Genomic DNA, 25,766 nt, shown 5'->3' on the forward strand with positions numbered 1-25,766 from the left:
TAGCCTTGGCCTGACTGTGACCGAATATTTTAAATATTTCTTGAAAAAGAAATCGTAGCTGTACGTTTATAATTACGGTTAAGGTCACGATCACAGTCGCGAATTTTTCAACATAATGTTTTAATGGATGACAGGCCTAAGCTATTGTAAATTCTATTTTTCTTACTGGATGGTATTGATTATTGTGCGCTTCTTTTAAAGAAGTGCACAATCATGGTAATATAATCTTGATAAATTGAATTTTTGATCGAAATTAAACATTAAAAAAAGATTGCTATTATTAAATTTAAATTTGCTAACATCAGACAAATTATTTATCCAACTTTAGCAACTTCTCGCAAGAAGTACGCTACAGTTTCTACAATAGAGGCAATTGTACTCACATGTCCAGATATTGTATCTAGTTTTTCTAAACCTACTCCTGAAATTTTTGACATTTTTGTGAGAATTTTATTTTTTGTCGATGGATTTGCATTTTTATAGGCTTCAATTTGATCTTGCATTTGCTTACCTGTGACTTCATATTCGACTAAAGCATTTTCCATCTCGATAATTTTATCTATCATTTCGTCTACTTTGCCATCGGTATCAAGTATAAATTTGTCTACTTTAGCATGTTTTGCATTTAACTTCTTTAGCTTTTTCAGGTCATTTTTTTTCTTATTTTTCGCTTTTTTGAAGTATGCAAATCGGCTTTCTGTTTTTTCTTGTAATAATTCAATTTTTTCATCTAATTTTTTTATTTTCTTCTTTTCTTTTTCAATTTTTTCGTCGAGTTTTGTTGCTTCTTTTTTCATCTTCGCAATATCTATTTTGAAGCCGTTTAATGCTTCGTTGTAAGAAGAAATATATATCTTTGCTTGCTTTTTCCACTTTTTGTCAGTTGTCGTTGCATTAATGAAAATTTCTAAACTCTGTTTCTCAGCTTCTATATGTTTTTGAATTTTGTCTTTACGCGAATCAACTAGGTCTTTGATTCCTGATACAATAGAAATAGATGAAGCAAGGACTGCTGCTGATCCTGCAACAATAGCCAAAATAGAAGCAGGGGCTGCGGGATTCCAAGCTGTACCAGCAACTGTTGCTAATACACCAAGAACTGTTGTTACTATTGATATTGTTCCTCCCAGAATTTTAATACCTATTTTGAGTTGCTTTTTGAGCTTTTTTCTCTTGGCTTTTTTCAGGGTCTTATCATTATCTATGATGGTTCCCCATTCTTCGATGATGATTTCTTTGGCTTCTTTGGTAACCTCCTTTTTTTTCTTTACATAATATTTGTTTAACCGTTTTTTTCTTACACGAAGACGTTTCGCTATTTTTTTAGGATCGGATTCAGGTTTTTCCATTTCTTCTAGCAGTTCTTTTATTTGATCATTCTTTTTTTCTAACTCATCTTCAATTTCCGAAGCTGTCTCTTTAAAGTATAATTTTAATCGTTTTTGAATTATCTTGCGTTCAACTTTTGTTAGAGAACGTTTACCTGGAAGTGTGATTTCAATTTCAACATCACCCGAAGGTTCTTCAATATATTTTTCGTCACACTTGATAATATCGAATTCAAATTTTTCTTTTTCTGCGCTTAGAACGTTTGTGAATATCCAGGTAAAAACTAAAATGAAATACATGTTGTTTTTTAAAATTTTCATATGATAATCTAAGTATCGTACTAAATTTATTAGTATGATACTCATTCCTTTCTGTTGCACTACGTTTTTTGACTAGGGCATGACCTATTTACTTTCGTATATTATAGTTACTTTGTCTTTAAAAATAAAGAAAATGCCTTTATTTTTGGGAACGAGATTAAGTATTTTAAATATATAACACGCCTTAATAATGGCGCACCTACTTTTATTTATTTCAAAAAAAAATGAACTTCTTAAATGTAGATTCGTTTCTCTAATTAAGCGCCCAAAGTAGATGGATCCACTACTCCGAATAATGCTTTTATTGAGCAGAATAATATTCTGCGACCTAGCTATTTAGCTAAGTTAACATAACTCAATATTATAGGAGTACATCTTATGAAGAAAATTATCATTTTATTTTTATTTCCTTGCTGTATATACGCAGGAGTTCTAACACCCCAAAGAAACGTTACTGAAAAAAGCCACAAAGTTCATGTTGATATTCGTGACCAACTTGCCATTACAACTGTGACTCAAGTCTTTGAAAGTAATGCTTTACGCAATTTAGAGATGATGTACAAATTTTCCATTCCGCCGTCCGCGAAAATACATCACTTGTCTATGTGGGTAAATGGTGTTGAGATGCTAGGAGCTATTGTTGAAAAGAACAAAGCTAGCAAGATTTACGAAGAAATAACTAAAGCTAAGCGTGACCCTGCTCTTCTTGAATATCTTGGAAACGGCAATTATCAAATCAAGGTTTTTCCTGTTCAGCCACACAAGCAACAGAAAATCAAGATGGTGTATTGGCAAAATTTAGAGTATGACTCTGGCGTTGTGCAGTATAAGTATCTCTTAGAACAAGAAAAATCACGTAAAACACATTTTAAATTGACAGCAAATGTGTTTTCATCAATGAAAATAACACAGTTTGATTGCCCAACACACAAAAACAAACGCAAAGTTTCGTCGTCTAAAGTAAAAATGCGTATCGAGCATGAGGAAATGTTACCAAGTAATGATGTTGAGTTTTATTACAAGGTAAAATGCGAAGATTGGCGTATGGACTTTTGTTTTTTTCGACCAGATCCTAAAAAAGATGGTTACTTTACTGCTTTTTTGACTCCACCGCAAAAAAAAGTCGAGGTTATGTCGAAGGCCGTAACTTTTGTTCTTGATACTTCAGGAAGTATGTTGGGAGAGAAAATTACGCAGGCTAAAAAGGCTATTTCCTACGGAGTTAAGTCTCTAAATGAAACAGATACATTTAATATTATTGCCTTTGAATCTGAAATCAGTTCTTTTTCTGATAAGCGGCTTACTGCTACAAATAAAAATAAGCAAGATGCACAGAAATTTATTAGTAATCTACATGCGATGGGATCCACAAATATTAGCGCTGCTTTGAAACAAGCATTAGCTGTAAAAACATTACGACCGCATATGGTTGTGTTTATTACCGATGGCAAACCAACCACTGGAGAGACGAATCGCGATATTCTTTTAAAGAATATTAAACATCAAGAAAATACTCGCTTATTTACGTTTGGAGTAGGTTTAGAACTCGATGTTAAGTTATTAAAGGGTTTAGCGCAAGATAACAAAGGTTTGTATTTCTATATCCCGAAACAACTTGTTGAATTAAAACTATCGCGTTTTTTTAACAAAGTATCTTCCCCTGTTCTCAGTAATATAAGCCTTGACCTAACAGGTGCAAAAGCTCATAGAATTCTGCCTGAAGTGACAACAGAACTTTTTGCAGGGTCACAAATTGTATTTACAGGAAAATTTAGTAAATATGGTCGTTTGCTAGTTAATTTAATTGCAACTACAGCGAATACAAAAATAAAAATAGAAAAGCATATCAATTTCCCACAAGAAACGATGAATAACCGCGTAGTAAAGAAGTTGTGGATGAGTGAACAAATAGACTTTTTAATCGCTGCCCAACAGAAATTTCCTATAGACAAACAGAGCGCTGAATTACGCAATGAAATTATTCGCTTATCTAAAGAAGTTGGAATTGTGACACCTTATACTTCTTATTTAGTTTTAGAAAAAGACGAGGACTATCGTACTTGGGATATAAAAATGCATCGTTATGAAGACCCTGTTGTGAAAGAACCAAGAGGTCATGTGAAAAGCACTAAATCTGTTAAAACTAATTTGGCTTTGGGTGGTTCTAATGGAGCATTTGGTTCGCGGTTTGGTGGCAAAAAAAATATGCTAAAAGTTGGTGGTGGTATTAATACGAATAATTCTATTGTAGCACAAAATCTTCAACGATTAGCTGATATGCAGTGTTTAGACGGAAGTTGGGAACATAATGTTAAATCTACATCTTTAGTGATACTGTGTTTTTTGCATTCAGGAAGTTCTTGGGTTAGAGGACAATACAAAACAAATGTAAAAAAAGCGGTGAGGTTTTTACGTGATAGCCAGCAATCGCAAGGAAGCTTCAGTAATAAAGCTCTAATAGAACATATCATAGCTACTTTTGCTATGGTTGAAGTTTATAGTTCTTCAAATTATAATCCAATTCTACGCTCTTGTATTAATAAAGCTCTTCGTTATATGACTAAAAACAACAAAACTGAAATTTCTGAAGTTGCGTGGGCAGCAATGACATTATTTGTAGCAAAAAAATTTGCTCTAGTGGCCGAATCTTTTTCTTTAGATAAAATGGAAAATTTTGTTGTTGTAAATTTAGACAAAAACTATTACCGAATGCCGAAAAGTTCTGCGGTTGACGTTAAAACGGCGACTGCGATGGCGATGAGCGTTCTTTTATTTTGTGATTACTCTAATACACATGAATATTTAGCTGGTGGTGTCGCTATTCTTGATAATAATAAACCTAATTTAGAAAAAAATATAGATTTAGAGTACGGTTTTTGGGGTTCTCTAGCAATGTATAAAATGAAGCACAGTTATGATGTAGATGGCTGGAGAGAGGCAATAGCAAGAGTAGATTATCGTTATATACAAAAAATACTTTCAAATAATAACAACTCTGTTGAAAATATTGCTTTTATTACTCTTACTTTGCAAATTCAAAAATAAAAATGAGCAATTCTGGATCAAAGGTGACTAGTCTACTACGTTTGTTCTATTTCACCACTTGGATTAAAGTGCTGGATTGAAAACTTTGTAAGGTCTCCAATAATTTTGTTTTGCGTATTGAAAATTTTATGATTCTAAGCTATCATTAAAATATAATATTTTTAATCTATGTTTCTGTATCTACCTGAAAATAAAAGGATTAGTAATCTTAATAGAGTTCTTTTTTAAGATTGTAGATACAAATATAAAGAAAATATTGCTATATTTTTTTAGTATAAATGTTTTTCTTTTATAAAAAATATTTGAAAGAATTATGTATATTTCTCAAAGGCTCAAATTAAATTATGAAAAATATAGGACAGTTGATAAGAGAGTATCGGAAGCGCCAAGGTATGACACAACAGTACTTGGGAGAAGTTATTGGTAAAAAAGGAAAATCAGCGCAAATTTATATATCGCATATTGAAACAGCCAAAAGAGCTAAGTACCAAGAATCCGAACTAATACATTTGGCTGAGGTGCTAAATATACCTAAAGAAAAAATGGAAAATGCTTTAGAGTGTACTCTTGTCCAAAAAACTCTATCGCAAAAAACAGCGAAACATCTACGAGAAACCTTATTAAGACAGACAGACATAATTTCGTTGCAGCAATTAATGGAGTTAGAAATAACCTCACAGCGAACTTGGGTAGTGGCAGTGGAAGGAGTTTTTCATCAACGGTATTCATTACCGTTAGAATTTGATTTGCAGTCTAAGATTGTTCAAGACACTGTTTTTAAAAGTTTGTCTAATGGTACTTCATATCGTTATTTGTTGGAACGAAATCCGGAAAACATTTCCTGCTACAAAAAATTATTAGAAATGTTTACACCTGCAATGCAAATAGGTCAAGGCAAAATTGAAAAGCCGTTATTACAAGCCTCTTTTGTAGCAGATGAATTTATGGGTTTTGCTGTTATGCAATTGGTTATTTATCTGATAAATAATAAAACTATTTGTTATGCGATTAATCCAATAGGAGCAAATGTTAGTGAGGATAGCGTTTTGTGTTTTCGTCTTCGCGAAGAAATAACTAGTAAAGTAGAAATGTCTTTTCAGATAGCGTGGCACAAAGGTATTGATGTATTGCGCAAATTTTAATAACTTATGAGAGTTATTATGATTTTTGTTCGCACCAAGGTCATCGGTGGCAATTTTTGAGTTTATCTTTTCAAAAATTGAATGGAAACTTTATAAATGCCAAACTTTTCGTGATTTAATTGTACAAGAAGTACCTTATCATAGAGGAAATGCGGTAACGATCACGGTTCCTATTACAAATATAGTAGTGACAACTTAACAAGTAACGCGAGAAAAATTTAATGATATAATAAGCACCTTTACAAAACTTGTGGTCTTGTTGAAAATTTTTTCCAAAAATTAAAGCAATATCTGGCAAGATCGGGAACGATTTAAAATTTTAAATGTCGACACGCCTATTTACTATGTCTTTTTATGAAGCGAAGTATTTTACGTGTTTCAAAATTATTAGGATTTAATTCTAAGAATTTTTTAAAGTCTGAGACTGCTCTTTGGTATTTTTTTTGTCTTTTAAAAACATTAGCGCGGTCATTATAACCCCATGGATTTTTGGGATCTAGTTCTATTGACTTGCTAAAATCCTGCACTGCTCCTGTTAGGTCATCTAATTGTACTTTAATTAAACCACGATTATAATGAGCCCATGAAGAATTATTAGGGTCTAATTCTATTGCTTTGTTAAAATCCTGCACTGCTCCTGTTAGATCCTTTAGTTTTCGTTTCACATTACCACGACCATTATAGGCCCATGAATTATGAGGATTTAATTCTATTGCTTTACTAAAGTCCTTTATTGCTCCTGCTAGGTCACCCTTCTTGTCTTTCGCATTACCACTATTGTTATAATTTTCTGAGGCATGAGGATTTGATTTAATTTTCTTTTGAACTTTTTTATTACTAGGGTTTTTTTTGGCAGTGTTATTTTGAACCTTTTTATTGTTAGGGATTTTTTTGGCGATGTTATTTTGGGCCTTTGTATTATCAGAGGTTTTTTTTGTACTAAGTGTTAGAAACATTCCCCCAATAAAGATTATTATACTCACGATTATAACTAAGGATTTTTTTGGCAGCTGTTTTGTTCTTATTATTGGTTTTCCTTGAATAAAACGTTCTAAATCCTGTGCCAAATCATTTGCGTTTTCGTAGCGATTTTTTTTCTTTTTAGCGAGCGCTTTTAAACATATATAGTCTAGGGTTTTAAATTTGCGATTTTTTGCTACGGTGCTAGGGACTTGAATTGGATCTTGGGTAATTTTTTTTAAGACTGTTAAGGTTGTATTTGAGTAGTGAGGAACTCTCCCTGTTATCATTTCGTAAATAATAACCCCTAGAGAATAAATATCGCTGCGCTGGTCTATTTCACGATGCTTTCCTTCTACTTGTTCTGGTGGCATGTAAAAAAGAGTTCCTACTATCATTCCTGTTTTGGTGAGTTTTTTGTCGCTATTTAGTGTTTTGGCCAATCCAAAATCCATAACGTACGGCTCACCTTTTTTATCGATCATAATGTTGGCAGGTTTAAGATCGCGATGTATGATTCCATTTTGATGTGCATAGTACATTGCCTCAGAAACTTTTTTCATTATAGCTAAGCCTTTGTGTAAATTGAGTTTCTTTGACTTTATTATCTCTTTCAAAGAAGAGCCTTCAATACAATCCATTGTAAAAAAAGCTATTCCTTTTTCATTCCCGATTTCGTAAACACGTACAATATTAGGATGCACTAATTTAGCTGTGGCGCGTGCTTCGATAATAAATCTTTGTATTTGTTCTGTGTTTGTCTGATTCTGAGAAATAAGCACTTTAAGAGCAACAGTTCTTTGTAATTTAGTATCAAATGCTTTGTAAACACAGCCCATGCCACCGCGACCAAGTTCTGATAATATTTTATAGTGAGCAAATGTCGAGATATTAGCGTTTTGGTGTAAAGTAGATTGATTTTTAGTAGCCACGGTTATTTTCCTTAGTATAATTTCGCAAAGAATGTTTTATTAATTTTTATAGAAAAGTGTAACGAAGGTTACTCTTAATGTTACTGCGTCTGGAAGCGTTGCGGTTGGTGGGGATGGTGATGGATTGTATGGCCCGGAGCATTTTAAAAAGATACCGTATTGGACAAGATGTGTAGATAATACAACTTATGCCAATGCTTGAGATGCTTAGGTATTAGGTGTAGTTGCTTGAGCAACATAATCGCAGGACTTATTAAAATTTTTGGAAAACAAGATAATTTTTATCTTTTATTATTGGAAGTTATAATGGTCTTAACTACCTAGTTTAGAGGAAAGTTGTAGTAACGCTCAACTCTGTTAATCACAAATTATAGTTATTTTAAAATAAAAAAGCCAGAACTTTAACTAAAGTTCTGGCTAGAATACCTCAAGCATTTTCTTTATTTATGCAACTAAATATTTCCAATCCTTGGCTTTGGTAAAGTCTGCAGTGTTATAGATTGAGTGAGAGTTGCAGTCAAAGTCGATAACACATACTAAGTGCACATACATATTATCTTTATTTCTAAATGTATCGACACAATGTAATTTTGAGTATATTTGCGGTCCTTTTCCACTATTGCTTTTTAGGGTATGCAAATTATCAAAACATATAACAAAACAGTCGTTTTTTTTTATAATAAGTGCGCATCTGTTCATATGTGACTACACTCCCAAGTGTGTGAAATTGTTACTACTATTTTATAACTAACATGTGGTTTATGCACCCAAAGCTTTTAACCTATATTTTATATAGTGTCGGGGTTTTTGGCATTTTGAAACCGTTGATTTTCTTGCGAAAAAAATAGTCATCGTTCTTTACTTTATGATTTTAGACACTTTACACCATACTTCTTCGCCAGAAAAAACAATACTGCGTTTTACTTCTATCTCTTTTGTGCGAACAATCACTCTCTCAATACCTTCTACGCAAAACAAAAGTTTTGCGAAAGTGTTTTGCTCAGCCACTTCCACTCCTTCATATACACCGCATATTTCTTCATTATTAGAGAAAGTGCGTGTTGTATCGGTGCTCATTTCGTTTGCGTATTCAACGATTGTGTGTTGTGGGAAAATATTCTTTATCGCTTGTAAAATTTGCGGTAGAATCACATTCCAAGTTTGTAGATCTCTGTTTTTGTAAATCCTAATTTCATAACGCGTAATTTGTACACGACGAACCCCATTTATTTGAAAGAAATAATGCGCAAAATGGTGCAACTTGGCTTGTTGAAGCGAAGTAAATGATTCCGACATTTTTGTGGTTTGTTGTTGCGATAGTAAAAATATCACCATATTAGGGTTTGCTGGAAACTTTTTTATAATTCGCATAAGATTCTTTCTATGGCGGTAAAGAGTATGAAAAAAATTATTTTTGTTATTGCTGGTGTCGCAATTATCATAAGTGGGTGGATGCTGTTCTCGACGCAAAATTCGCAGAACTATAACCTAGTTCTCATTTCTGTAGATACTTTACGAGCAGATCGCCTTGGTTGCTATGGATACAGCGTAGCGCAAACGCCTAATATTGATAATTTGGCTAGTGAAAGTGTTCTTTTTGAAAAATGCTTTGCGCAAACACCTTTGACATTCCCGTCCCACATTTCTATTATGACTGGCACAAATCCAACAACTCACAATGTCAAAGACAATTTATATTATGCTTTTGATGAAGCTAAACTACCTACTATGGCAAGTATTTTAAAAACATACTTTTATCAAACGGCTGCGATAGTGAGTGCCGCACCGCTTAATAAAAGCAAGCGTTTAAACAAGGGCTTTGATTGGTACTCTGATGTAGAAGATAACGCCATTGAAGACAACAGCAAATTTGTTGCAGAGCGTGCAGCTGTTGCAAGTGTTGAGATTGCCAATGAGTATTTAGATAAAATGTCGCAAAAATCCCTACCGTTTTTCTTGTGGTTACATCTTTTTGATCCTCATGCAGAGTATAAAGCTCCACAACGTTTTGCCGAATCTTTTGTTCACCCTTATGATGCTGAAATTGCGTACACTGATTATTGCCTTGGGCTGCTTTTTGATAAGTTAAAAGAACTTGGTCAGTATGAAAACACTATTATTGTCTTTGTGAGTGATCACGGTGAAGGACTTGGCGAACACGGAGAACTTAGCCATGGATACTTCACTTACAATTCTACATTGCACGTTCCTTTGATGTTCAAGGTACCAGGTATCTCAAAAAAAAGACTCTCATTTCCAGTGAGCACTATTGATATTTTACCAACTGTAATGTCGTTACTGAGGAAAAAAAATCTCAGCGACAAGGTTGGTATATCGCCTGTCTCAGAAGGCTATGATCTTTCTGCACATTTTACGAGTAATAAGAAATTTCCAATTCTAGACTGTTATGGAGAATCGTACTACGCTTATAATGTTTTTGGTTGGAGTATTATGAGAAGTCTGACTTCTGGAGATTATAAATATATCGCTACAAAAAAAGGAGAATTATACAATATAGTTGATGATATGCACGAAAAAAACAATTTAGTTACCGATCAAAAATACCAAAATATCGTTGAGGAAATGAAAGGTAAACTGATTCATGTGAGTAAAAATACTGGCATATCACAAACATTAAATATGGATGAAGACAAGGCAGCGATGGCAGCGATCGGTTACTTGCAAGGAAGTCAACCAAAAATAGCACCCACTGAAGGACCTGATCCTGTAGAAATGAAAGATATACTTAAACTCGTCACCAATGCACAAACGCAAATGGTATTGCGGCGTTATGATCAATGCGAAAAGATATTAAATCATATTATTGAAAAAGATCCGAATAATATAATGGCATGGATGCTTCTTGGAAAGCTCTATACTCAGGTTAATAACTTTGCAAAATCGATTGTGGCTTTCAAAAAAATGGAAGATTTGTGTGTGACTTCACGGTTTGCAAGGAATGGACAAATTGATGCTCTTATTCAACTCGGACGTTTTTCTGATGCTGAGGTGTTGATAGAAAAAACGTTTAAAGAAAATGAAGCTGATAAAGATGCTTTTTTGCATTCACGTAAGGCTTATGTGCTTTTACAACGCGAGAAATATGAAGATGCTGAGCGTAGCGCTCGTACCGCTTCTTCACTTGATTCCGATTTGCCAAGCGCTCAATTTTACTTAGCACGCTCTTTGCAGTTACAAAAAAAATATTCTGTCGCCGATAAAGAATTTATAAAAGCGATAAAGCTACAAAAGCATCATCCTCAAGCGTACTACTATTGGGGAGAGTGCTTACTGGCTATGGATAAAAAAGAGCAAGCGAAGCAATGCTTCAAAATAGCAATACAGCAAAATCCGCAACTACGCGAGAAGGTTTTGGAACTTTTGCGAAAGTAAGGTTTTTTACACAAGGATAAAAAATGCGATTCATTGTATACACGCAGTTTTTTATAACCATATTACAATGGACTCTAATGAGATCGATTACTTATGGATAGACATTTGACTTTGTTTTGCTGTGTTGTAATAGTTCCTAGTTTATTAGGAGTTATTATTACTTTTGCATGGCGAAAGTCTTTGCGAAGCGATGTTGCTGGTCACGTTTTTGCAATGTGGTTTGTTTTTTTGTGGGCATACTGTGGTTTCATGTATCCATTGTTGCATGAAGATGATAATAAGAGAACTGTTCTCATTCAGGGATATTTTATATGTGTGCTCATTTATATTACGTATGTTTTTTGGAAAAACTGGCGATTTTCGAAAACAACTAATTAGCAAGTTTGATATCTTTGAGTAGCCTCGTGCAAAAGTGGCGTTATAGGAAATGCTTTTTTAAATCCCACGGCCTCACTACTTCCGTATTGTCAGATCTTCAGTATTATCTTTTCATTGTAAAACATGAATCAATGGTTGGCATCCATCTTTGGTTACTGATAAAAGCCACAGAATATTAGTTGCTCAAGTATAGCTTCAGCTTTTAAGCGTTTTGAGAGAGTTACTGCACCACTTTTTCTATTATCTTGTTATGCCTTAATATAGAACTATTCAAAACAAATTTGATATATTTTCTTCTTGCTTTTTTTATAAAAACAAAGTACTCTGTATTGCAGAGTGAAATTGAGATAATCTATCTCAATAATAAAAAAGAACTAATACTATTATATTTGAAATATTATGGATAAAAAAGAACTTGTACAGAATATTAACTATATTAAATATGTGATATCGTCTTCAACGGAGTATACAAATCTTTCTGGAAAAGCAAATGTTCTTTGTGGTTTAGTTGCGATAGCTGGTTATTTTACCACAAAGTTTTTTGCAGGTGATGATGTGTTTCGTCAACAGATTTCTTACACTCATCCTTTTATTGTCGTATGGTTTTGTGTATTTTTATTTGCGTTATCACTTAACATTTTTTTTATTAAACGCAAGGCCAAAAACAAAGATGAGCCTGCTTGGTCGCGCCTTGTGAAAATGATTTTCGATGCTATTTTTCCAGCAATTGTAGTGGGAGCATTTCTGACGTTTTACTGTATTAGAGAACAAGTTCCGCAGTGGATACCTATCGTTTGGATGGGAATGTATGGACTGGGAGTTTGGTGTGCTAGTTTATTCTCTGTCAGAGCTGTGCGTTTTCTCGGCGCTGCTTTTATCATTACAGCACTACTGTGTTTGTTTTTTGCACAGAAGTATGCGATGTTGATTCTAGTTGTGTCATTTGGAGGATATCATATTATATACGGCTTTTGGCTGTACTATAAATACGGCGATTAAACTATGGATGATGATTCAATACAGTTAGATCAACTTTTAGAGTTAGATAAAGTGATTCATGAGCGTGTACGCTTAGGGATTATGTCTGCTTTATCTGCTTCTAAAAATTTGACATTCAATGATATAAAACAAATACTAAAAGCCACGGATGGTAATTTAGGAATGCATTTGCGCATGCTTGAGAAGCACCAATATATTGAAGTGGAAAAAAAATTTATTGGCCGAAAACCACAAACAAGTTACCAAATTTCTCAAAAAGGAAAAAAAGCTTTTCGTCATTATATTTGTGTGATCGAAAAATTGGTATCTAATTTGAAATAGGAAAAAGATGAAGGACAAAGAAATTGATAATATTCCGAGCCATATAGCTATTATAATGGATGGTAATGGACGTTGGGCTCAATCGCGTAATTGTCCACGGATTATGGGGCATCAGCGTGGTGCAAAAGTTGTTGAAAAAATTATAAAAGAGTGTGTGCGTTTAGGTGTTGAACAGCTTACTTTATATACTTTTTCAGAAGAAAACTGGCGACGTCCTGTGGAAGAAGTCGATTATTTAATGAATCTGCTGCAAAAATTTCTTGCAAAAGAACGTAAAAACCTTGTTGAAAATAATATTTGTTTTTCGGCAATAGGTGACCTTGGACGCCTTCCTAAAGCAGTGTGCCAAGAGTTACAAAAATCAATAGAAATTAGTTGTAAAAATAATGGTTTAAAATTGTGTCTAGCACTTTCGTATGGCGGGCGTTCTGAGATTGTAGATGCTACCAAAAAAATAGCAGAAAAAGTCGCGCTAGGAACTTTGAATGTAGAAGAGATTAACCACTCTATTTTTAAAGAACATTTGTACAAGCCCGATATGTCAGATCCCGATTTATTTATACGTACAGGTGGAGATATGCGCATTTCTAATTTTTTACTGTGGCAAATATCTTATACTGAATTATGGATTACTGATAAAATGTGGCCGGAGTTTAGTAAGGAAGATTTGCATGACGCTATTGCCGATTTTAACAAGCGTGAACGTCGTTTTGGTAAAACATCTGCACAGATTAAAGTGAATAGTAAAATTAGTTAAGTGATTCGTATATCAAAAGAGAGCTGAAACATCTATACTTTTGTTCGAAGCACAAAAGTATAGATATTTTAAAATTGAGTGGTAAATAGGCCGTTTTTTCAGATTCCAAGAAATACGTAAGTGCGTGGGAGGACAGCTGGCTACGCCAGCAGGAGATCATCGCAAATCACTATACTTTTTGTGTTTCGTGGTTGGCGGCTAATCAATCTTCCATAATCTAGTTCTTCGGACACAATTTTATAATTGTGCCCAGTCTTTAAGGAGGTTTACTATTAGTAAATATATACCAGCTTGGCAAATTAGAGCACGATTTTGTAAATATTTGTCAGATTTATATGCGAGAGAGGTTCCTCTGTACAAGACTCTTACTTCTATGGTACAAAAGACAAACAAACAAATTATTGAAAAACATCCTGAGCTTGGTCTTAATGTTCGAGATATTGAGGTAATTAGTGCTGAGCGCCACGGAGCTATAAGGTTGGGTAAACCACAAGAGCTTTACGTGATTGCAAAAATTTTTCGAATTATGGCGATGTATCCAGTAGATTTTTACGATTTGACGAAATCTGGTGCTAAAAGGCAGCCGGTTATTTCTACTTCGTTTCGCCCTATCTCTTTAGACGAAATTGAAAAGTCGTCTTTTCGAATGTTTGTATCGCTTTTACAGCCCGACGATCGCAGTTTCTTTACGGAAGACATAGGTAAAGAAATTAAAAAAAACATAGCACATCGATCTTTTTTCTCTACAAAGTTGCAAGAACTTATTGTGCAATATGAAAACGATGGAGGTTTTACAGAAGAAACTACAACTGTGTTTATTGAAGAAGCAGCAAAAATATTTACTTGGTCGCGCCAAGCAAATAATCGTAAGCTTTACAATTATTTAATGGATAATGGTTTAGCTATTGCCGCTGATATATCGTGTTTTAACAATCCTCATTTAAATCATTTAACTCCAAACTCTCTTGATATTTCTAAGTTATATGAGTTTATGTCCCAAGAAATTCCAGATAATTTGAAAGATAGTATAGAAGGTCCTCCTGCTCGGAACGTACGTATTTTACTGCGACAAACGTCTTATAAGGCTGTTGTTGAAGAAGTTATTTTTACAGATGAAAGTGGTGAGAAGAGTAAAGGTTCTCACAAGGCGCGTTTTGGAGAAATAGAAGAACGCGGAATGGCCATGACTTCTAAAGGTAAAAAACTATACGAGAATGCTCTCAAACGCTATATGGAGAACAATGACGTAAGCGAATTTTCCGTTATTCCTGATAACTACACAGAGTTATATAAGCAAAAACTTGGTTACTATATCTATGCTGCTACATCGCAAACCAAAGATAAAGGAAGTTTATGTTGCGATATAGATGAACTTATTGCTAATGGTGATGTAATACTTACTCCACTTCGCTATGAAGATTTTTTGCCTGTTAGTGCAGCAGGCATTTTTGCGTCCAACTTGGAAAATTATGGTGTTGAAAAGAGAGTACACGCAGAAGTGGATTATAGAAAAGAGCAGTTAGAAGAGATTATTGGACAACAAATATATGATTCTTTTGATATCTATGGATCTCAAAGTGCACAATCTTTAATGAATACATATCAACAGTTAGGTGTTTGGGAACAAGTGACAAACAAACAAGAAATACAAGAGAAAATAAAACCCATAGGCTGATAAATGCAAAAAATCGAAACGTATAATACGCTCCTTGCTAAAGAAATAAAAAAATATTCTTTGGTTTCTATGGATTTACTTATTGATGGTTTGAGGCATTGTAATAACGAGAAAATGAATCTCGGAGAGTATTTAGTATATAAAGAATGGATTTCTATTTCAAATTTAGCAGTAGCTATTCAAAATATACATCATCACATACCTGATTATTTAAAGATAGGTAAATACGCTGTTTTAAAAGAATTAGGTCGCGGCGGAATGGGGATTGTATATTTAGTTGCTCGTGAAAACTCTTCGCGCGTTCTAGTTTTGAAGACTTTACTTGCTTGTAGTGGAGATAATATTAAACGTTTTTACAAAGAGGCGCGTGCTGTCGCAGCTTTGCAACACCCTAATATTGTCCCTATCTATGATTTTGGTGAAAACAAAGATATTCCTTATTTTACAATGAAACATATTGAAGGTGTGGATTTTGATGCATTTTTGGAAACGCATCGTCATAATACTGATGCTTGTATCAATGTACTAATAAAAATATCTAAAACATTAAAATATATTCATGAAAAAAACATTATTCATCGCGATATCAAACCTGCAAATATCTTACTTGATAGTAATCTCAATCCATACTTAGTTGATTTTGGTTTAGTAAAGTTAGCTGAACATACATCATTGACAAAAGACGGCGATGTTTTAGGAACAATTCATTACACTTCTCCAGAGCAAGCAAGAGGGTTAATGAATATTAGTGACAAAACCGATATTTACAGTATGGGAGTGATACTGTATCAAATACTCACAGGTAAAACGCCCTTTGCTGATTATAATATGTTGGCTGCATACCGAAAAGTAGCTGAAAGTATTCCACCACCGCCACAAAAAATAGACAATTCTATTTCTGATGCTCTCAACGCTATTTGCTTGAAGGCCATGGAAAAAAAACCTGAAAAGCGTTATAGCGCTTTTGAACTTGCCGTGGCATTAGAACAATACAAAACCATCCCTAATTTTTCATTTCTCCAAAAGTTTTGGAGACAACATCTTATACCTCATCGTAATAAACTTTATATCTTTCTTGGCATTACTTTTTTGGCTTTATTTGTAATGTTTTTTCGGAAAACAGAAAACTCAAAATGGTATGAACAATATGTCGCAGATAGTCTTGTAGAAGAACAACGTTACACACAACTTATGAATCGTGCGAAACAACTTACTAAGGATAATTTGTACGATAAGGCATTACCATTATTACAGCAGTACCATCAATTTAATCCTCGTAATATGGAAGTTAATTATTTTCTGGCTTTGTGTTATGAAGAGCAAGGGAAATACACTATGGCTATTAAACATATATCGTGGTGTATTGAAATAGCTCCTTGGGAAGGGAAATATTTTCTTCAGAGAGGTGAAGTGTATTGTAAAGCGTCTATGATGAATGAAGCTGTTCGCGATTTTTTTCACAGTATGGAATTGGAGCCACGCAATATATTCATTATAGAAAGGTTATATACAATAGCACTTGACAAAGCCTCGCCAAAGTTACTGTTTCTTATTAAGAAACTCTTTGAGCAAGATGTATTTTTGAAATATTCGAAGCCAAAAATTGATTTATTTCAGCAGCAAAAAAATGAATTGTGTGCTGAAATTACCCAAAGTAAGTCTCGTCATAGTTTACCAAAAGAAATGCCGCGAATAATTATTTTGGGACTTATTGATACTTTTATGAAGAATAATGATTCTAAGCTTACTATGCGTGCTTATAAAGGAATGATTGTTCACCCTGAGCTATCTATTAGTTGCATCAATAGTTTAATCGTGTCGTCTACAAATGAACAAGTCGAAAAATTGACGGATTTAAAAAATCGCATTCATAAAAAGCATATAAAGAATATTAAAAACTTTGTTTTACAAACGATTGTTGGCTACATCCAGGCGGGGGAAAAAAAAGGATTAAGGCATTTGTATTTATGGCGACAAGAGGCTATTAATATTTTACAAGAAATGATTGTTTCCAAAGAAAATGATGTTATAGTGCGCTACTATGCATTAGAAGTTTTTTTTGAAGTTAATTTAACTGCTGCTTATCAGTTTACTCACGAAATATTACAAAACAATTCGGATTTAACTTTAGTCTTAATGAGTAAAACTTTAATGAACAAGTACGCTATGAAACTTAATCGCTACAATAAAAAGCAAGTAATTACGAAAAACAAAAAAATTATTGGCATAAAAATAAACGATAAACTTGTTACCATTAAAATCCAAGGAGAGGTAACAAGTACGAGGATTTCCGAGTTTATAAAAGTACAAGCATTAACATATATTGATACTAAAGTACTATGGCAATTGATAACGCCAAAAAATCCGCGACAAGTACGCTTACAAGCTTTAGAAAGATTGTTAGCTCGCTCACCAAAGAATACAACACTTCATGAAACATTACGCGCATTTTTAATTTCCCAAGATGAAGCAGAAAGAGGAATGGCTGTTTCCTTGTTGTCTCATCATATGGGTTATTACGAATTACAATTACTTGAATCTATGGATGATACTAGTTCTTTAGTAAAAATTATTGCTATAAATAAAATAAAAAAGGGGTGTTCGCAAGCAGTGTTTACTAAATTGAGAGAACAATTAAATGATGGCGATATGTTCCTTCGTTTGCATTGTGTTTTGTCTCTGGCATCTACAGGTCACTATTTGCGAAGTATTTTGGTCGATCCAAATGAAAATATATTATTGCGTTTCGCTACGATGGCTTATTTTCCTGGAAATAAGAATGTTAAAGCGTCAGAAATAAGTGTTGCTCGCGAGTTACTAAAAGACAAAGATCCAATTATGCGCTTTTTTATTGCGCACCGTTTTACAGGAAGAAATTTTGGTTCTCTGGCTTCTTTTGCTGCGATGGCTCTTGTTCAAAAAGACTATCACAGTTATATGGGAGTAGCAACATCAGACAACGTTTCTGTAGCTAAAAAATTGCATGAATTCGTTAGAAAAAATCCTCATAAGGAAGTTCAGCGTATAGCTTTAGTCTCGTTAGCTGTTGTTTCAATTCAACAAGGTATTGAGAAAATCACAAATTTTTTAAAGAGAAATAAGACCTTGGAGCCTTTAGAGTTTGAGAACTTCTTTTCAGAGTTAAGTACACTACAAAAAGAAAACAGCAAAATGCGCAAAAATATCGCGTTTGGTTGCCGCTATTTTTTGTATAGAAAGTTCTATCTTTCGAGAGATTCTTACTCAATACGTCGTTTGTTTAGTGAGTATGATTCTGAGTATTTACAGAAACTGGTTAAAGGAGCAGTAACATCTGATACATTTTCTCTTTTTCAGCTTGATTTTTTGAGTAAGAAGGCGGTGATTTTAAATGATGATCGCGTGTGTAAGCTTGAAAGAAGCGCTGTTCTTTATGGACTTTTTAAAAGAAATATGTCTCGCGAATCGTACAAGACTGCAGAGATTGCATTGAAAAAAATAAAGAATTTGCGGCCACTACAAAAATATTGGTTAGCTAGTCTCTATTTATATAATAGCAATTATGATTTAGCAAAAATTTTGGTTGAGGAAGCGGTGTCTAGTGAACCATGGAACATACGTTTTTTAAGGTTACGTAGAGAAGTGGATAAAAAACTTTTACAAAGAGAGTAAGTCTTATTCATTTTCGCTTTCTTCTAATTCTTCATGTAAGCGTTGAATTATCTCTTCTTGGGCGTCTATTTTTTGCTTGAGATAGGTATTCTCTTGCTTTAAAGTTTCCAACTCTTCTATTGTTTCTTCTGAAACATTGCCTACAAAAACAGGTGATGAAGAATTACTTTGATTTTGTGCCATTAGTTTTGTTGTTTGTGCAAGTAAGTCGACAAACATTCGTCTTATACCTTCACATTCTTTACGAATAGATTCGTTTTCTTGTTTTACTAAATTAACTTGTTGCTGTTGTAATTCCACTTTTTTGTCGAAATTCGTCTCTATATCTTCGATTTTTTTTAGCCATGGAAAGATCATGTTGCCTCCTGTATTGTTGTTAGAACACGTTTGTAGCGTGTTCTAGAGCTTTATATTAGAATAACACGCTTGTGCTAGAATGCAACTGCAAAATTGCGATTTTCAAAAAATAATAGCTTTGTCTGTCGCAAATTCTATAAAGACTTTCTCCTCTTTTGCGATTAATTTTTTACGACAAAAAACTATGAATTGTTGCACGCCAACTTCTATGTAAAACAAGAATCCTAAACCATTAAACTCAATATCGCGAACAATTCCTTTGATGCCTTTGTCACTTATATATATATGTTGCGGATGAATTGCGACCAAAACTTTTTTGTCTTGTGTATTTTGGCTAAGAGCTATTTTATGATCGCAAATTAAGAGTTTGTTGTTTTGTATTTTGGCGGGAATGATGTTCATTGGTGGATCACCTAAAAAAGTAGCTACTTCAGGTGTTTTAGGTTTATTGTATACATTTTCAGGTTTATCCAATTGTTGTAAATGACCATTGAGTAAGATGGCGAGTTTGTCTCCCGTTGCCAATGCTTCTTTTTGATTATGTGTTACATAAACAATGGGAACTTGTAATTCCCTACATATCTTTTTTACTTCGCGGCGCAAGGTATACTGCACTTGGACATCCAAGTGAGCAAATGGTTCGTCTAGTAAAAGAAGAGATGGTTTTCGGATAAGAACGCGTGCTAAAGCTGCTTTTTGAGTCTCTCCCCCAGACAATGTTTGCGGATAACGAAACCTCAAGTTTTGTAGCTGTAGTTGTTCTATTACCTTATCGATAGCAAAATCCTGTTGTTTTTTTGAAAGCTTTTTTACTTTGGTAACAAAACGCAAATTATTTTCAATTGTTAAGTGTGGAAGTAGCGCCGATTCTTGAAATAACAATCCAATCCCACGTTTGTAAACAGGAACTGTTGCGATATCTTGGTTATTAAGAAAAATTTTACCACTGTCCATTTGCTGTAAACCAGAAATTATATGCAATAAAGTTGTTTTTCCGGTTCCCGAAGATCCAAGTAACATTAGAATTTCGTTGCTGTGAACGTTAAAGGACACATCGCTTATAATCTTTTTGCCACAAAAACTTTTACACACATTTTTTAATACCAAAGACATAAATTCACCTAAGTAGAAATTACGCGTCCTTTTAAAGTACGTTTTGAATTCTTTTCTTGAACAATTAGAGCTGGACGTAGTTGGCGAATAACTTTTCCAGGAGAAAGTTGTTGGTTCTTTTGAACAATAATACCTTCAACATAAGAGTTTATAGCTCCTAAAGAGTCTTTTTTAGGAACGAAATCTTTCGCCATAATTTTATGTTTACGTGCTAAAAATCCTCGCCAATCTTGTACACGTTTACGTAATATATCGAAGAAAGAATGACCAAAAGGGCGATCGTCATGAAACAAACTCCAAAAACACTCTTCAATACGCCAGTAATTTGTCGCAATTTGGTAGTTACTTGCCTGTGAAGATAAACTGCGTTCAAAAACTTGTTTGCGTCGTTTTATTTCATCGATAATTTTAGCGCGATTTTCTGCTGTTAATGGTATTACTTTATTGCGATCAATACTTTCTATTGCGCAATTAGCTTTTGGTTGCATCCGTACGTGTATGGTTAAAAGTTCCAACTCACCAAGAATTCCGCGCCAGTACCCTGCCAAATTTTTAGCCTTGTGATGATCAGGAAAAGAGGTATTGGCAGGCAAGATTACTGTGGTTACTGGTGGTAAGAGTAATTTTCCTTGTTTCTTAATGCCTGGAACGACTAAAATCATCTTTTTTTGTTGCGCTCGTGGAGAACAACAGTAAATGATTTTTCCTACTTCTTTTTTTAAGTTTCCCATTTGTGTCGGAAACATAGTATACCCGGCTTTTTTTACTTCGTTGAGCCACAGATTCCAATTTTTTTGAAAGAGGTGCATTGTTTCTTTTGGTATTTTTCCTAAATTGACTGCGGCGATTAAATTGCTACGCACAGCGGAAATATTTTTGATAAAAGAAATAGCGTCTTTACTTTGCGAAAGATTGTACTTTGTTGTCAATCTGTGCCACTCATTGGCTTCTGTATTCCAGTTCTGTAGCATTTTTAACCTACTTTAAATGTTTTTCGAAAAGTTGAAAAATACGCATATATTCATCACGCCAGTTTTTGGGGCCGATGAAACTATGTCTTTCTAAAGGATAGACGGCGAGTTCCCAGTTGTCTTTTTCCAATTCAATGAGACGCTGTACTAGACGTATTACATCTTGAAATTGTACATTGTCATCCAACATACCATGGCATATTAGTAGCGCACCTTTTAAACCTTCGGCAAAATAAATAGGCGAACTACGCTTATAAGCTTCTTCGTCCTCATGGGGAATGTTTAAAATGTTTGATGTGTAAGGATGATTGTAATGCGCCCAATCTGTTACAGAACGCAGCGCTGCCCCTGCTTTGAATACCTCTGGTTCTTTGAACATTGCCATGAGGGTAATGAATCCGCCATAAGAACCACCGTAAATGCCGATGCGATTAGAATCAATGCCGCATTTTTCTATTAAAAATTTAGCACCGTCTACTTGATCGCTAAGATCCTTGCCACCCATGTGGCGGTAAATAGCGGTGCGCCAATCACGACCATAACCAGCACTTCCACTGTAGTCTATATCTAAAACGGTGTAGCCATGATCTACTAGTAGATTGTGAAACATGTATTCGCGATAGTAAAGACTCCACCATTTGTGCGCATTCTGTAAATAACCAGCTCCATGCACAAAAATTACTGCAGGCTTTTTTGATGATGTTGGTTGTTTTGATTCATATAGTCGCGCGTAAACATTTTTGCCATGTCTGTTGGGGAAGGTGACGATTTGTGGAGCGCGCCATGGATAACTACGAAATTCTTTGGTTGTAGAATTTGTTATCTGGTACGCAGTCGCACCTGGTTTATTATCCATGAGGTATAATTCCCAAGGTTTATTACAAAAGGAGTGGCGAATCGCTATTTTTGACTCATCAGGAGAAATATAGGTTTCATTGTTTCCGCGCATAGTTGTTATTTGTGTAAGCTTTCCGCCCATAATTGGCATACGAAATAAATGTCTTTCTCCAGGATGAGTTTTGTTCGCTGTGAAGTACCAGTGTTTGGTATCTTTTGAAATTTTCGGAGAATATATTTCGAAATTTCCCGATGTAAGCTGGGTTTTTTCATTGGTTTCTAAATTATAAAGATAAAGATGGGAATAACCTGTTTCTTCTGATTGGAACCATAGGAGTGGTGTTTTGGGAATAAACCCTATGTTTCCTGAATTCCAGCGCCAGCCTCCTATTCCAGGGCCGCCAATCCATGCTTCGTCTCTTTGGCGATCTAAGAGGGTTAATTTCCCGTCTGCAGGATTGAGCTGCATAATCCATCTATCTTTGTTATCAAGAGCAAGAATAACAACAACACAGGTGCTTTCAGACCAAAAAGGTCCGTGGATAATGACTTTACGTAGTTCTTGGCGATCTTTTAAGTGTTGTGGATGATCTTTGATGCCGGGAATTTGCGCTGTATCAATAAAATATACTTTATTTTTTTGGCGATTAAAAATCCCCATTTGGCTGCTACTAATTACTGTACCCACTTTATTTCGAGCGCTTATATTTTTTGTATAACCAGACTTTGTTGTGTAGTTGGGAACAAGTGTTGGCTTCGCTTTTCCCTGTTTTTGCAAACGAAAAGTTACATAGTTTTTATTAGGACTAAGTTTGATGTTTTGCAAAGAGCGATTATTGGTGTAGATTTTGCGCAGAGCTGGATGTTCTTTTTCTTTGGAATCTTTAACTTTTGTAGTTTCGCGTAGTGTTTCTACGAGTTCTAATTGTTGTTTTTTTAACCATTCTTGCGCAAGGTCTTTCTTGTCGTTTACTGGTGATGGCTCGTTACCTTTTACAAAGTGGGTTATTTGTTCATAACTATTTGTCTCTAGAGACCACGAATATAAGTTTTGGTCTTTGCTAAATACTATTTCTTGGTCACTAGAAAAATAAGCCCTGTTTTCATTGGCGACTGTTTTTGTTAGTTGCTTTGTGGTCTTTTTTTGTAAATCAACTAAATAGATATCGCCATTTTTTGTATACACTTTTTTGGTTTTTTGTGGATTTAATTTTCCGTTTTGTTCTGTTGTGTCTACCGGTTTAATTTTTAAAGAAGTGGCGTCCGCCATATAAAGATCGTTACCATTTTCTTCTTTACCGCGAAAATAAACACCACTACTGTTTTTTGCCCAACGAATACTTGATGGCAAAACACCTACCCAGTCTTTGCTCATAATTTCTTTTATTGTAAGCTCAGCTTTTTGCTTGTCATCAGCCACAACACTACAAATAAGCACGAAAATGATTATTAAGCGCAACATCTTACTCCCTTTTACTTGTTTTGAAGGCTATTGTATGAAAAAGCTTTGGCACACTGTTCTTTTAAATTTTGTAAGCTTTTATCAAAAACTTTGTTGGACTCTTGGTTTTGCAGTACTTTTAAGTTTTCTATTGTTTTTGAAATCCGTTTTCGTAAAGATTGTGGAATAGCTAAACGACGAATAGCTATTTCTAACATAGCATACTCTCCAACCCATACTTTGCTGTCATTGCTTGCGAGTTGTAGTTTTCTCATAAATTCGAAGACATATAGAGCGGGAAATTTTGTCACATCTTGCCTTGTAAAATCTTCGATGTTTTTAAATGAATCCATGTTTTGTTGGAGATTTTTATAAGCCGCAATTATTTCATCTTTTTTCATTAGGAAAATAAGTTGCGATGCTTTTTCTAGAACAATTGTTTGTTTTTTGGAAAGCGCAAAATTTGTTGGCATGTTTTGCAATTGATTCATAAAGCTATCTACATCGTCGCCAATAATCTCAGAACAATCTTTATGGAAACCGTCCCACCATTGTTTTGGTTTTTGAAACCATTCATCTAAAAATTGTTGTGCTGGTAGTGTTGTTGTGTGAATTCCTCGGTTTATTTGTTGTTGAAGCCGTTCTAACATTTCTTGACGTTCCTGTGGTTTTTTTTGCGCAAGACGCCAAATACCAATAAGTTCGCCAAGACTGAAGCGTACAAATTTTAACGGAATGCGTATTTCATTACTGAGGTTGACTTGATCACGAAGAAATTTGTCAAAATAGATTTGCATACGTTTCTCATAAACTTCCATTGTGTGCAAAATCATATCGAGTTCGCTCGGAGAATCGAAACGCTCAGTTCCAGGCAGTGAAGCATCAATAACAAATACTAAGCCTCCAAATATACGCATTTGTAAACCATTGTAATAGTTGTCTATTTTTTGTTTGAATAGCTGCAAGACACTTTCAAGACCATGGTTGTCGTATATTCCTCCATCGCTTAAATGAATATCAATACTTTGTTTTGCTGTGTAACCAGTAATTGTAATTGGTGGTAAGCCGACAGGAAAGGCGCTAGAGGCAGCTAAGGCTGTTGATATTGGACAATTGACACTACTGAGTTGGTACTCATCAAGTGTAACAGCAGCTGCAGGAAAAGGATCAAGATTGGTAAAAAGTGAAGGATAGACTTCTATCATGTTATTAAAATTAGATTTCGAAAGTGTCGTAAATACAAACTTCTTCCCTAGATTATAAGAAGTAGCATTCACCACTAGACGTGGCCTTAGAGCTAAATCTCCTAGCTTTTTATTTTCAACTAAATGATCGTTCCATACCTTTTCGATAATATTTGTTCTATCGCGATGAGTTAAAGCTATTTCGCCAAAATAAAGTGGATTAGCTAAATATTGATAAAGTTTATGTTGAAAAGGTATTCGCAAAGATTTTTTGAATTCTTTCCAAGAATTTGATTCCCAAGGTCTGTGTATACAAAGACTTGTGGCTGTTACTGTTCCTCCTGAAACACTGCTGATAAAATCAAGAGTGTTGAGGATATTTGTGCTGTTTTTTGTTTTATTTTGGAATGCGTTTACTGGATCTTCAATTTCGGTTATTGTGTTGAGCCAATATAGTGTTTCTCCCGCAAAAATAGCTGATCGACTACCACCACCACTTACACAACAAGCGATAAACATTTTTCCTGTGGAGTCAATTTCAATCGCTTTTTCAATTTGTTGGGTACTATATGAGGTACTTGATTTTATAAAACCAGGATCACCTAAAAGAGCAAATATTCCCCAAGCAATAACACCGTATGAAATTACAGCCATGAGCATAACTGTAAAATAAATGTTTATAAGAAGTGTAGGTAACCACAAAATCACTCCCAAATAATACTTGGGTGAAGAAAATATCTTTTTAAGCCATTTGAAATAATTTTTCCAAATAAGTATACGCATAATAACTGATCCTTTGTAAACTATGGAAGAAAATTGTGGGACTTTCCCTAAATAACTAACATTCAAGCTGTTTTCTTCCTGTAAATTCATCATATTAACATACTATAATCTGCTATAAATGACTATTAAAAAGTTTTATTGCACTGTTAATTTATGTATAATATTCTCATACACTATT

The 25,766-nt window shown here is 34.4% G+C and carries 17 protein-coding genes; 9 read left to right on the forward strand and 8 right to left on the reverse strand.

All coding sequences use genetic code 11. The features are described from left to right. Positions 1-314: 314 nt before the first annotated feature. A complete protein-coding gene (locus tag UABHE_RS15065; RefSeq protein ID WP_372371159.1) occupies positions 315-1,649 on the reverse strand; it encodes a hypothetical protein in 1,335 nt (444 codons plus the stop codon). A 378-nt stretch (positions 1,650-2,027) separates the two neighbouring features. Here UABHE_RS15065 and UABHE_RS15070 point away from each other — a divergent pair, with 378 nt between their 5' ends. Both UABHE_RS15070 and UABHE_RS15075 read left to right on the forward strand, forming a co-directional pair. After that, entirely contained in the window at positions 2,028-4,694 is a 2,667-nt protein-coding gene (locus UABHE_RS15070; RefSeq protein WP_372371160.1) for a VIT domain-containing protein, read from the forward strand. A 344-nt stretch (positions 4,695-5,038) separates the two neighbouring features. Next, positions 5,039-5,836 carry a helix-turn-helix domain-containing protein gene (locus UABHE_RS15075; RefSeq protein WP_372371161.1) on the forward strand — a complete coding sequence of 266 codons (798 nt, stop codon included), beginning with the start codon at positions 5,039-5,041 and terminating at the stop codon, positions 5,834-5,836. Between the two features lie 335 nt (positions 5,837-6,171). Here UABHE_RS15075 and UABHE_RS15080 read toward each other — a convergent pair whose 3' ends face one another. Then, positions 6,172-7,728, reverse strand: a complete 1,557-nt coding sequence (locus UABHE_RS15080; RefSeq protein WP_372371162.1) for a protein kinase — start codon at positions 7,726-7,728, stop codon at positions 6,172-6,174. Between the two features lie 858 nt (positions 7,729-8,586). Then, positions 8,587-9,099, reverse strand: coding sequence for a NifU N-terminal domain-containing protein (locus UABHE_RS15085; protein WP_372371163.1), 513 nt, complete (start codon positions 9,097-9,099; stop codon positions 8,587-8,589). Between the two features lie 27 nt (positions 9,100-9,126). On the opposite strand from UABHE_RS15085, the gene UABHE_RS15090 reads away from it, so the two are divergent. From UABHE_RS15090 to UABHE_RS15120, 7 genes are all read left to right on the forward strand, one after another. After that, a complete protein-coding gene (locus tag UABHE_RS15090; RefSeq protein WP_372371164.1) occupies positions 9,127-11,121 on the forward strand; it encodes a sulfatase-like hydrolase/transferase in 1,995 nt (664 codons plus the stop codon). Positions 11,122-11,214: 93 nt separating this feature from the next. After that, positions 11,215-11,499 (forward strand): hypothetical protein, encoded by a 285-nt coding sequence (locus UABHE_RS15095; protein ID WP_372371165.1) that lies wholly within the window; start codon positions 11,215-11,217, stop codon positions 11,497-11,499. A 399-nt stretch (positions 11,500-11,898) separates the two neighbouring features. Continuing rightward, positions 11,899-12,498 carry a hypothetical protein gene (locus UABHE_RS15100; protein ID WP_372371166.1) on the forward strand — a complete coding sequence of 200 codons (600 nt, stop codon included), beginning with the start codon at positions 11,899-11,901 and terminating at the stop codon, positions 12,496-12,498. Between the two features lie 3 nt (positions 12,499-12,501). After that, entirely contained in the window at positions 12,502-12,819 is a 318-nt protein-coding gene (locus tag UABHE_RS15105) for a winged helix-turn-helix domain-containing protein (protein WP_372371167.1), read from the forward strand. Positions 12,820-12,826: 7 nt separating this feature from the next. Further along, positions 12,827-13,576 carry an isoprenyl transferase gene (locus tag UABHE_RS15110; RefSeq protein ID WP_372371168.1) on the forward strand — a complete coding sequence of 250 codons (750 nt, stop codon included), beginning with the start codon at positions 12,827-12,829 and terminating at the stop codon, positions 13,574-13,576. Between the two features lie 322 nt (positions 13,577-13,898). Beyond that, a complete protein-coding gene (locus UABHE_RS15115) occupies positions 13,899-15,251 on the forward strand; it encodes a 2-oxoadipate dioxygenase/decarboxylase family protein (RefSeq protein ID WP_372371169.1) in 1,353 nt (450 codons plus the stop codon). Positions 15,252-15,254: 3 nt separating this feature from the next. Beyond that, positions 15,255-18,902, forward strand: coding sequence for a protein kinase (locus UABHE_RS15120; RefSeq protein WP_372371170.1), 3,648 nt, complete (start codon positions 15,255-15,257; stop codon positions 18,900-18,902). A gap of 3 nt (positions 18,903-18,905) precedes the next feature. Here UABHE_RS15120 and UABHE_RS15125 read toward each other — a convergent pair whose 3' ends face one another. From UABHE_RS15125 to UABHE_RS15145, 5 genes are all read right to left on the reverse strand, one after another. Continuing rightward, positions 18,906-19,259, reverse strand: a complete 354-nt coding sequence (locus tag UABHE_RS15125; RefSeq protein WP_372371171.1) for a hypothetical protein — start codon at positions 19,257-19,259, stop codon at positions 18,906-18,908. A 102-nt stretch (positions 19,260-19,361) separates the two neighbouring features. Continuing rightward, a complete protein-coding gene (locus tag UABHE_RS15130; protein ID WP_372371172.1) occupies positions 19,362-20,372 on the reverse strand; it encodes an ABC transporter ATP-binding protein in 1,011 nt (336 codons plus the stop codon). 8 nt (positions 20,373-20,380) lie between these two features. Beyond that, positions 20,381-21,343 (reverse strand): hypothetical protein, encoded by a 963-nt coding sequence (locus UABHE_RS15135; protein ID WP_372371173.1) that lies wholly within the window; start codon positions 21,341-21,343, stop codon positions 20,381-20,383. Between the two features lie 7 nt (positions 21,344-21,350). Next, positions 21,351-23,642: a prolyl oligopeptidase family serine peptidase gene (locus UABHE_RS15140; RefSeq protein WP_372371174.1), complete on the reverse strand. Its 2,292-nt coding sequence runs from the start codon at positions 23,640-23,642 to the stop codon at positions 21,351-21,353. 11 nt (positions 23,643-23,653) lie between these two features. Continuing rightward, the gene (locus UABHE_RS15145; RefSeq protein WP_372371175.1) at positions 23,654-25,681 is read right to left on the reverse strand and encodes a patatin-like phospholipase family protein; all 2,028 of its coding nucleotides are present in this window, start codon (positions 25,679-25,681) and stop codon (positions 23,654-23,656) included. Positions 25,682-25,766 lie beyond the last annotated feature (85 nt).

Origin of the sequence: Candidatus Uabimicrobium helgolandensis (genome assembly GCF_041508025.1) — a bacterium.
GTDB lineage: Bacteria > Planctomycetota > Uabimicrobiia > Uabimicrobiales > Uabimicrobiaceae > Uabimicrobium > Uabimicrobium helgolandensis.

Coding starts and splice junctions, on each gene's coding strand:
- UABHE_RS15065 (WP_372371159.1), bottom strand. CDS start 1,649: ATGAAAATTTTAAAAAACAACATGTATTTCATTTTAGTTTTTACCTGG.
- UABHE_RS15070 (WP_372371160.1), top strand. CDS start 2,028: ATGAAGAAAATTATCATTTTATTTTTATTTCCTTGCTGTATATACGCA.
- UABHE_RS15075 (WP_372371161.1), top strand. CDS start 5,039: ATGAAAAATATAGGACAGTTGATAAGAGAGTATCGGAAGCGCCAAGGT.
- UABHE_RS15085 (WP_372371163.1), bottom strand. CDS start 9,099: ATGCGAATTATAAAAAAGTTTCCAGCAAACCCTAATATGGTGATATTT.
- UABHE_RS15090 (WP_372371164.1), top strand. CDS start 9,127: ATGAAAAAAATTATTTTTGTTATTGCTGGTGTCGCAATTATCATAAGT.
- UABHE_RS15095 (WP_372371165.1), top strand. CDS start 11,215: ATGGATAGACATTTGACTTTGTTTTGCTGTGTTGTAATAGTTCCTAGT.
- UABHE_RS15100 (WP_372371166.1), top strand. CDS start 11,899: ATGGATAAAAAAGAACTTGTACAGAATATTAACTATATTAAATATGTG.
- UABHE_RS15105 (WP_372371167.1), top strand. CDS start 12,502: ATGGATGATGATTCAATACAGTTAGATCAACTTTTAGAGTTAGATAAA.
- UABHE_RS15110 (WP_372371168.1), top strand. CDS start 12,827: ATGAAGGACAAAGAAATTGATAATATTCCGAGCCATATAGCTATTATA.
- UABHE_RS15120 (WP_372371170.1), top strand. CDS start 15,255: ATGCAAAAAATCGAAACGTATAATACGCTCCTTGCTAAAGAAATAAAA.
- UABHE_RS15125 (WP_372371171.1), bottom strand. CDS start 19,259: ATGATCTTTCCATGGCTAAAAAAAATCGAAGATATAGAGACGAATTTC.
- UABHE_RS15130 (WP_372371172.1), bottom strand. CDS start 20,372: ATGTCTTTGGTATTAAAAAATGTGTGTAAAAGTTTTTGTGGCAAAAAG.
- UABHE_RS15135 (WP_372371173.1), bottom strand. CDS start 21,343: ATGCTACAGAACTGGAATACAGAAGCCAATGAGTGGCACAGATTGACA.
- UABHE_RS15140 (WP_372371174.1), bottom strand. CDS start 23,642: ATGTTGCGCTTAATAATCATTTTCGTGCTTATTTGTAGTGTTGTGGCT.
- UABHE_RS15145 (WP_372371175.1), bottom strand. CDS start 25,681: ATGATGAATTTACAGGAAGAAAACAGCTTGAATGTTAGTTATTTAGGG.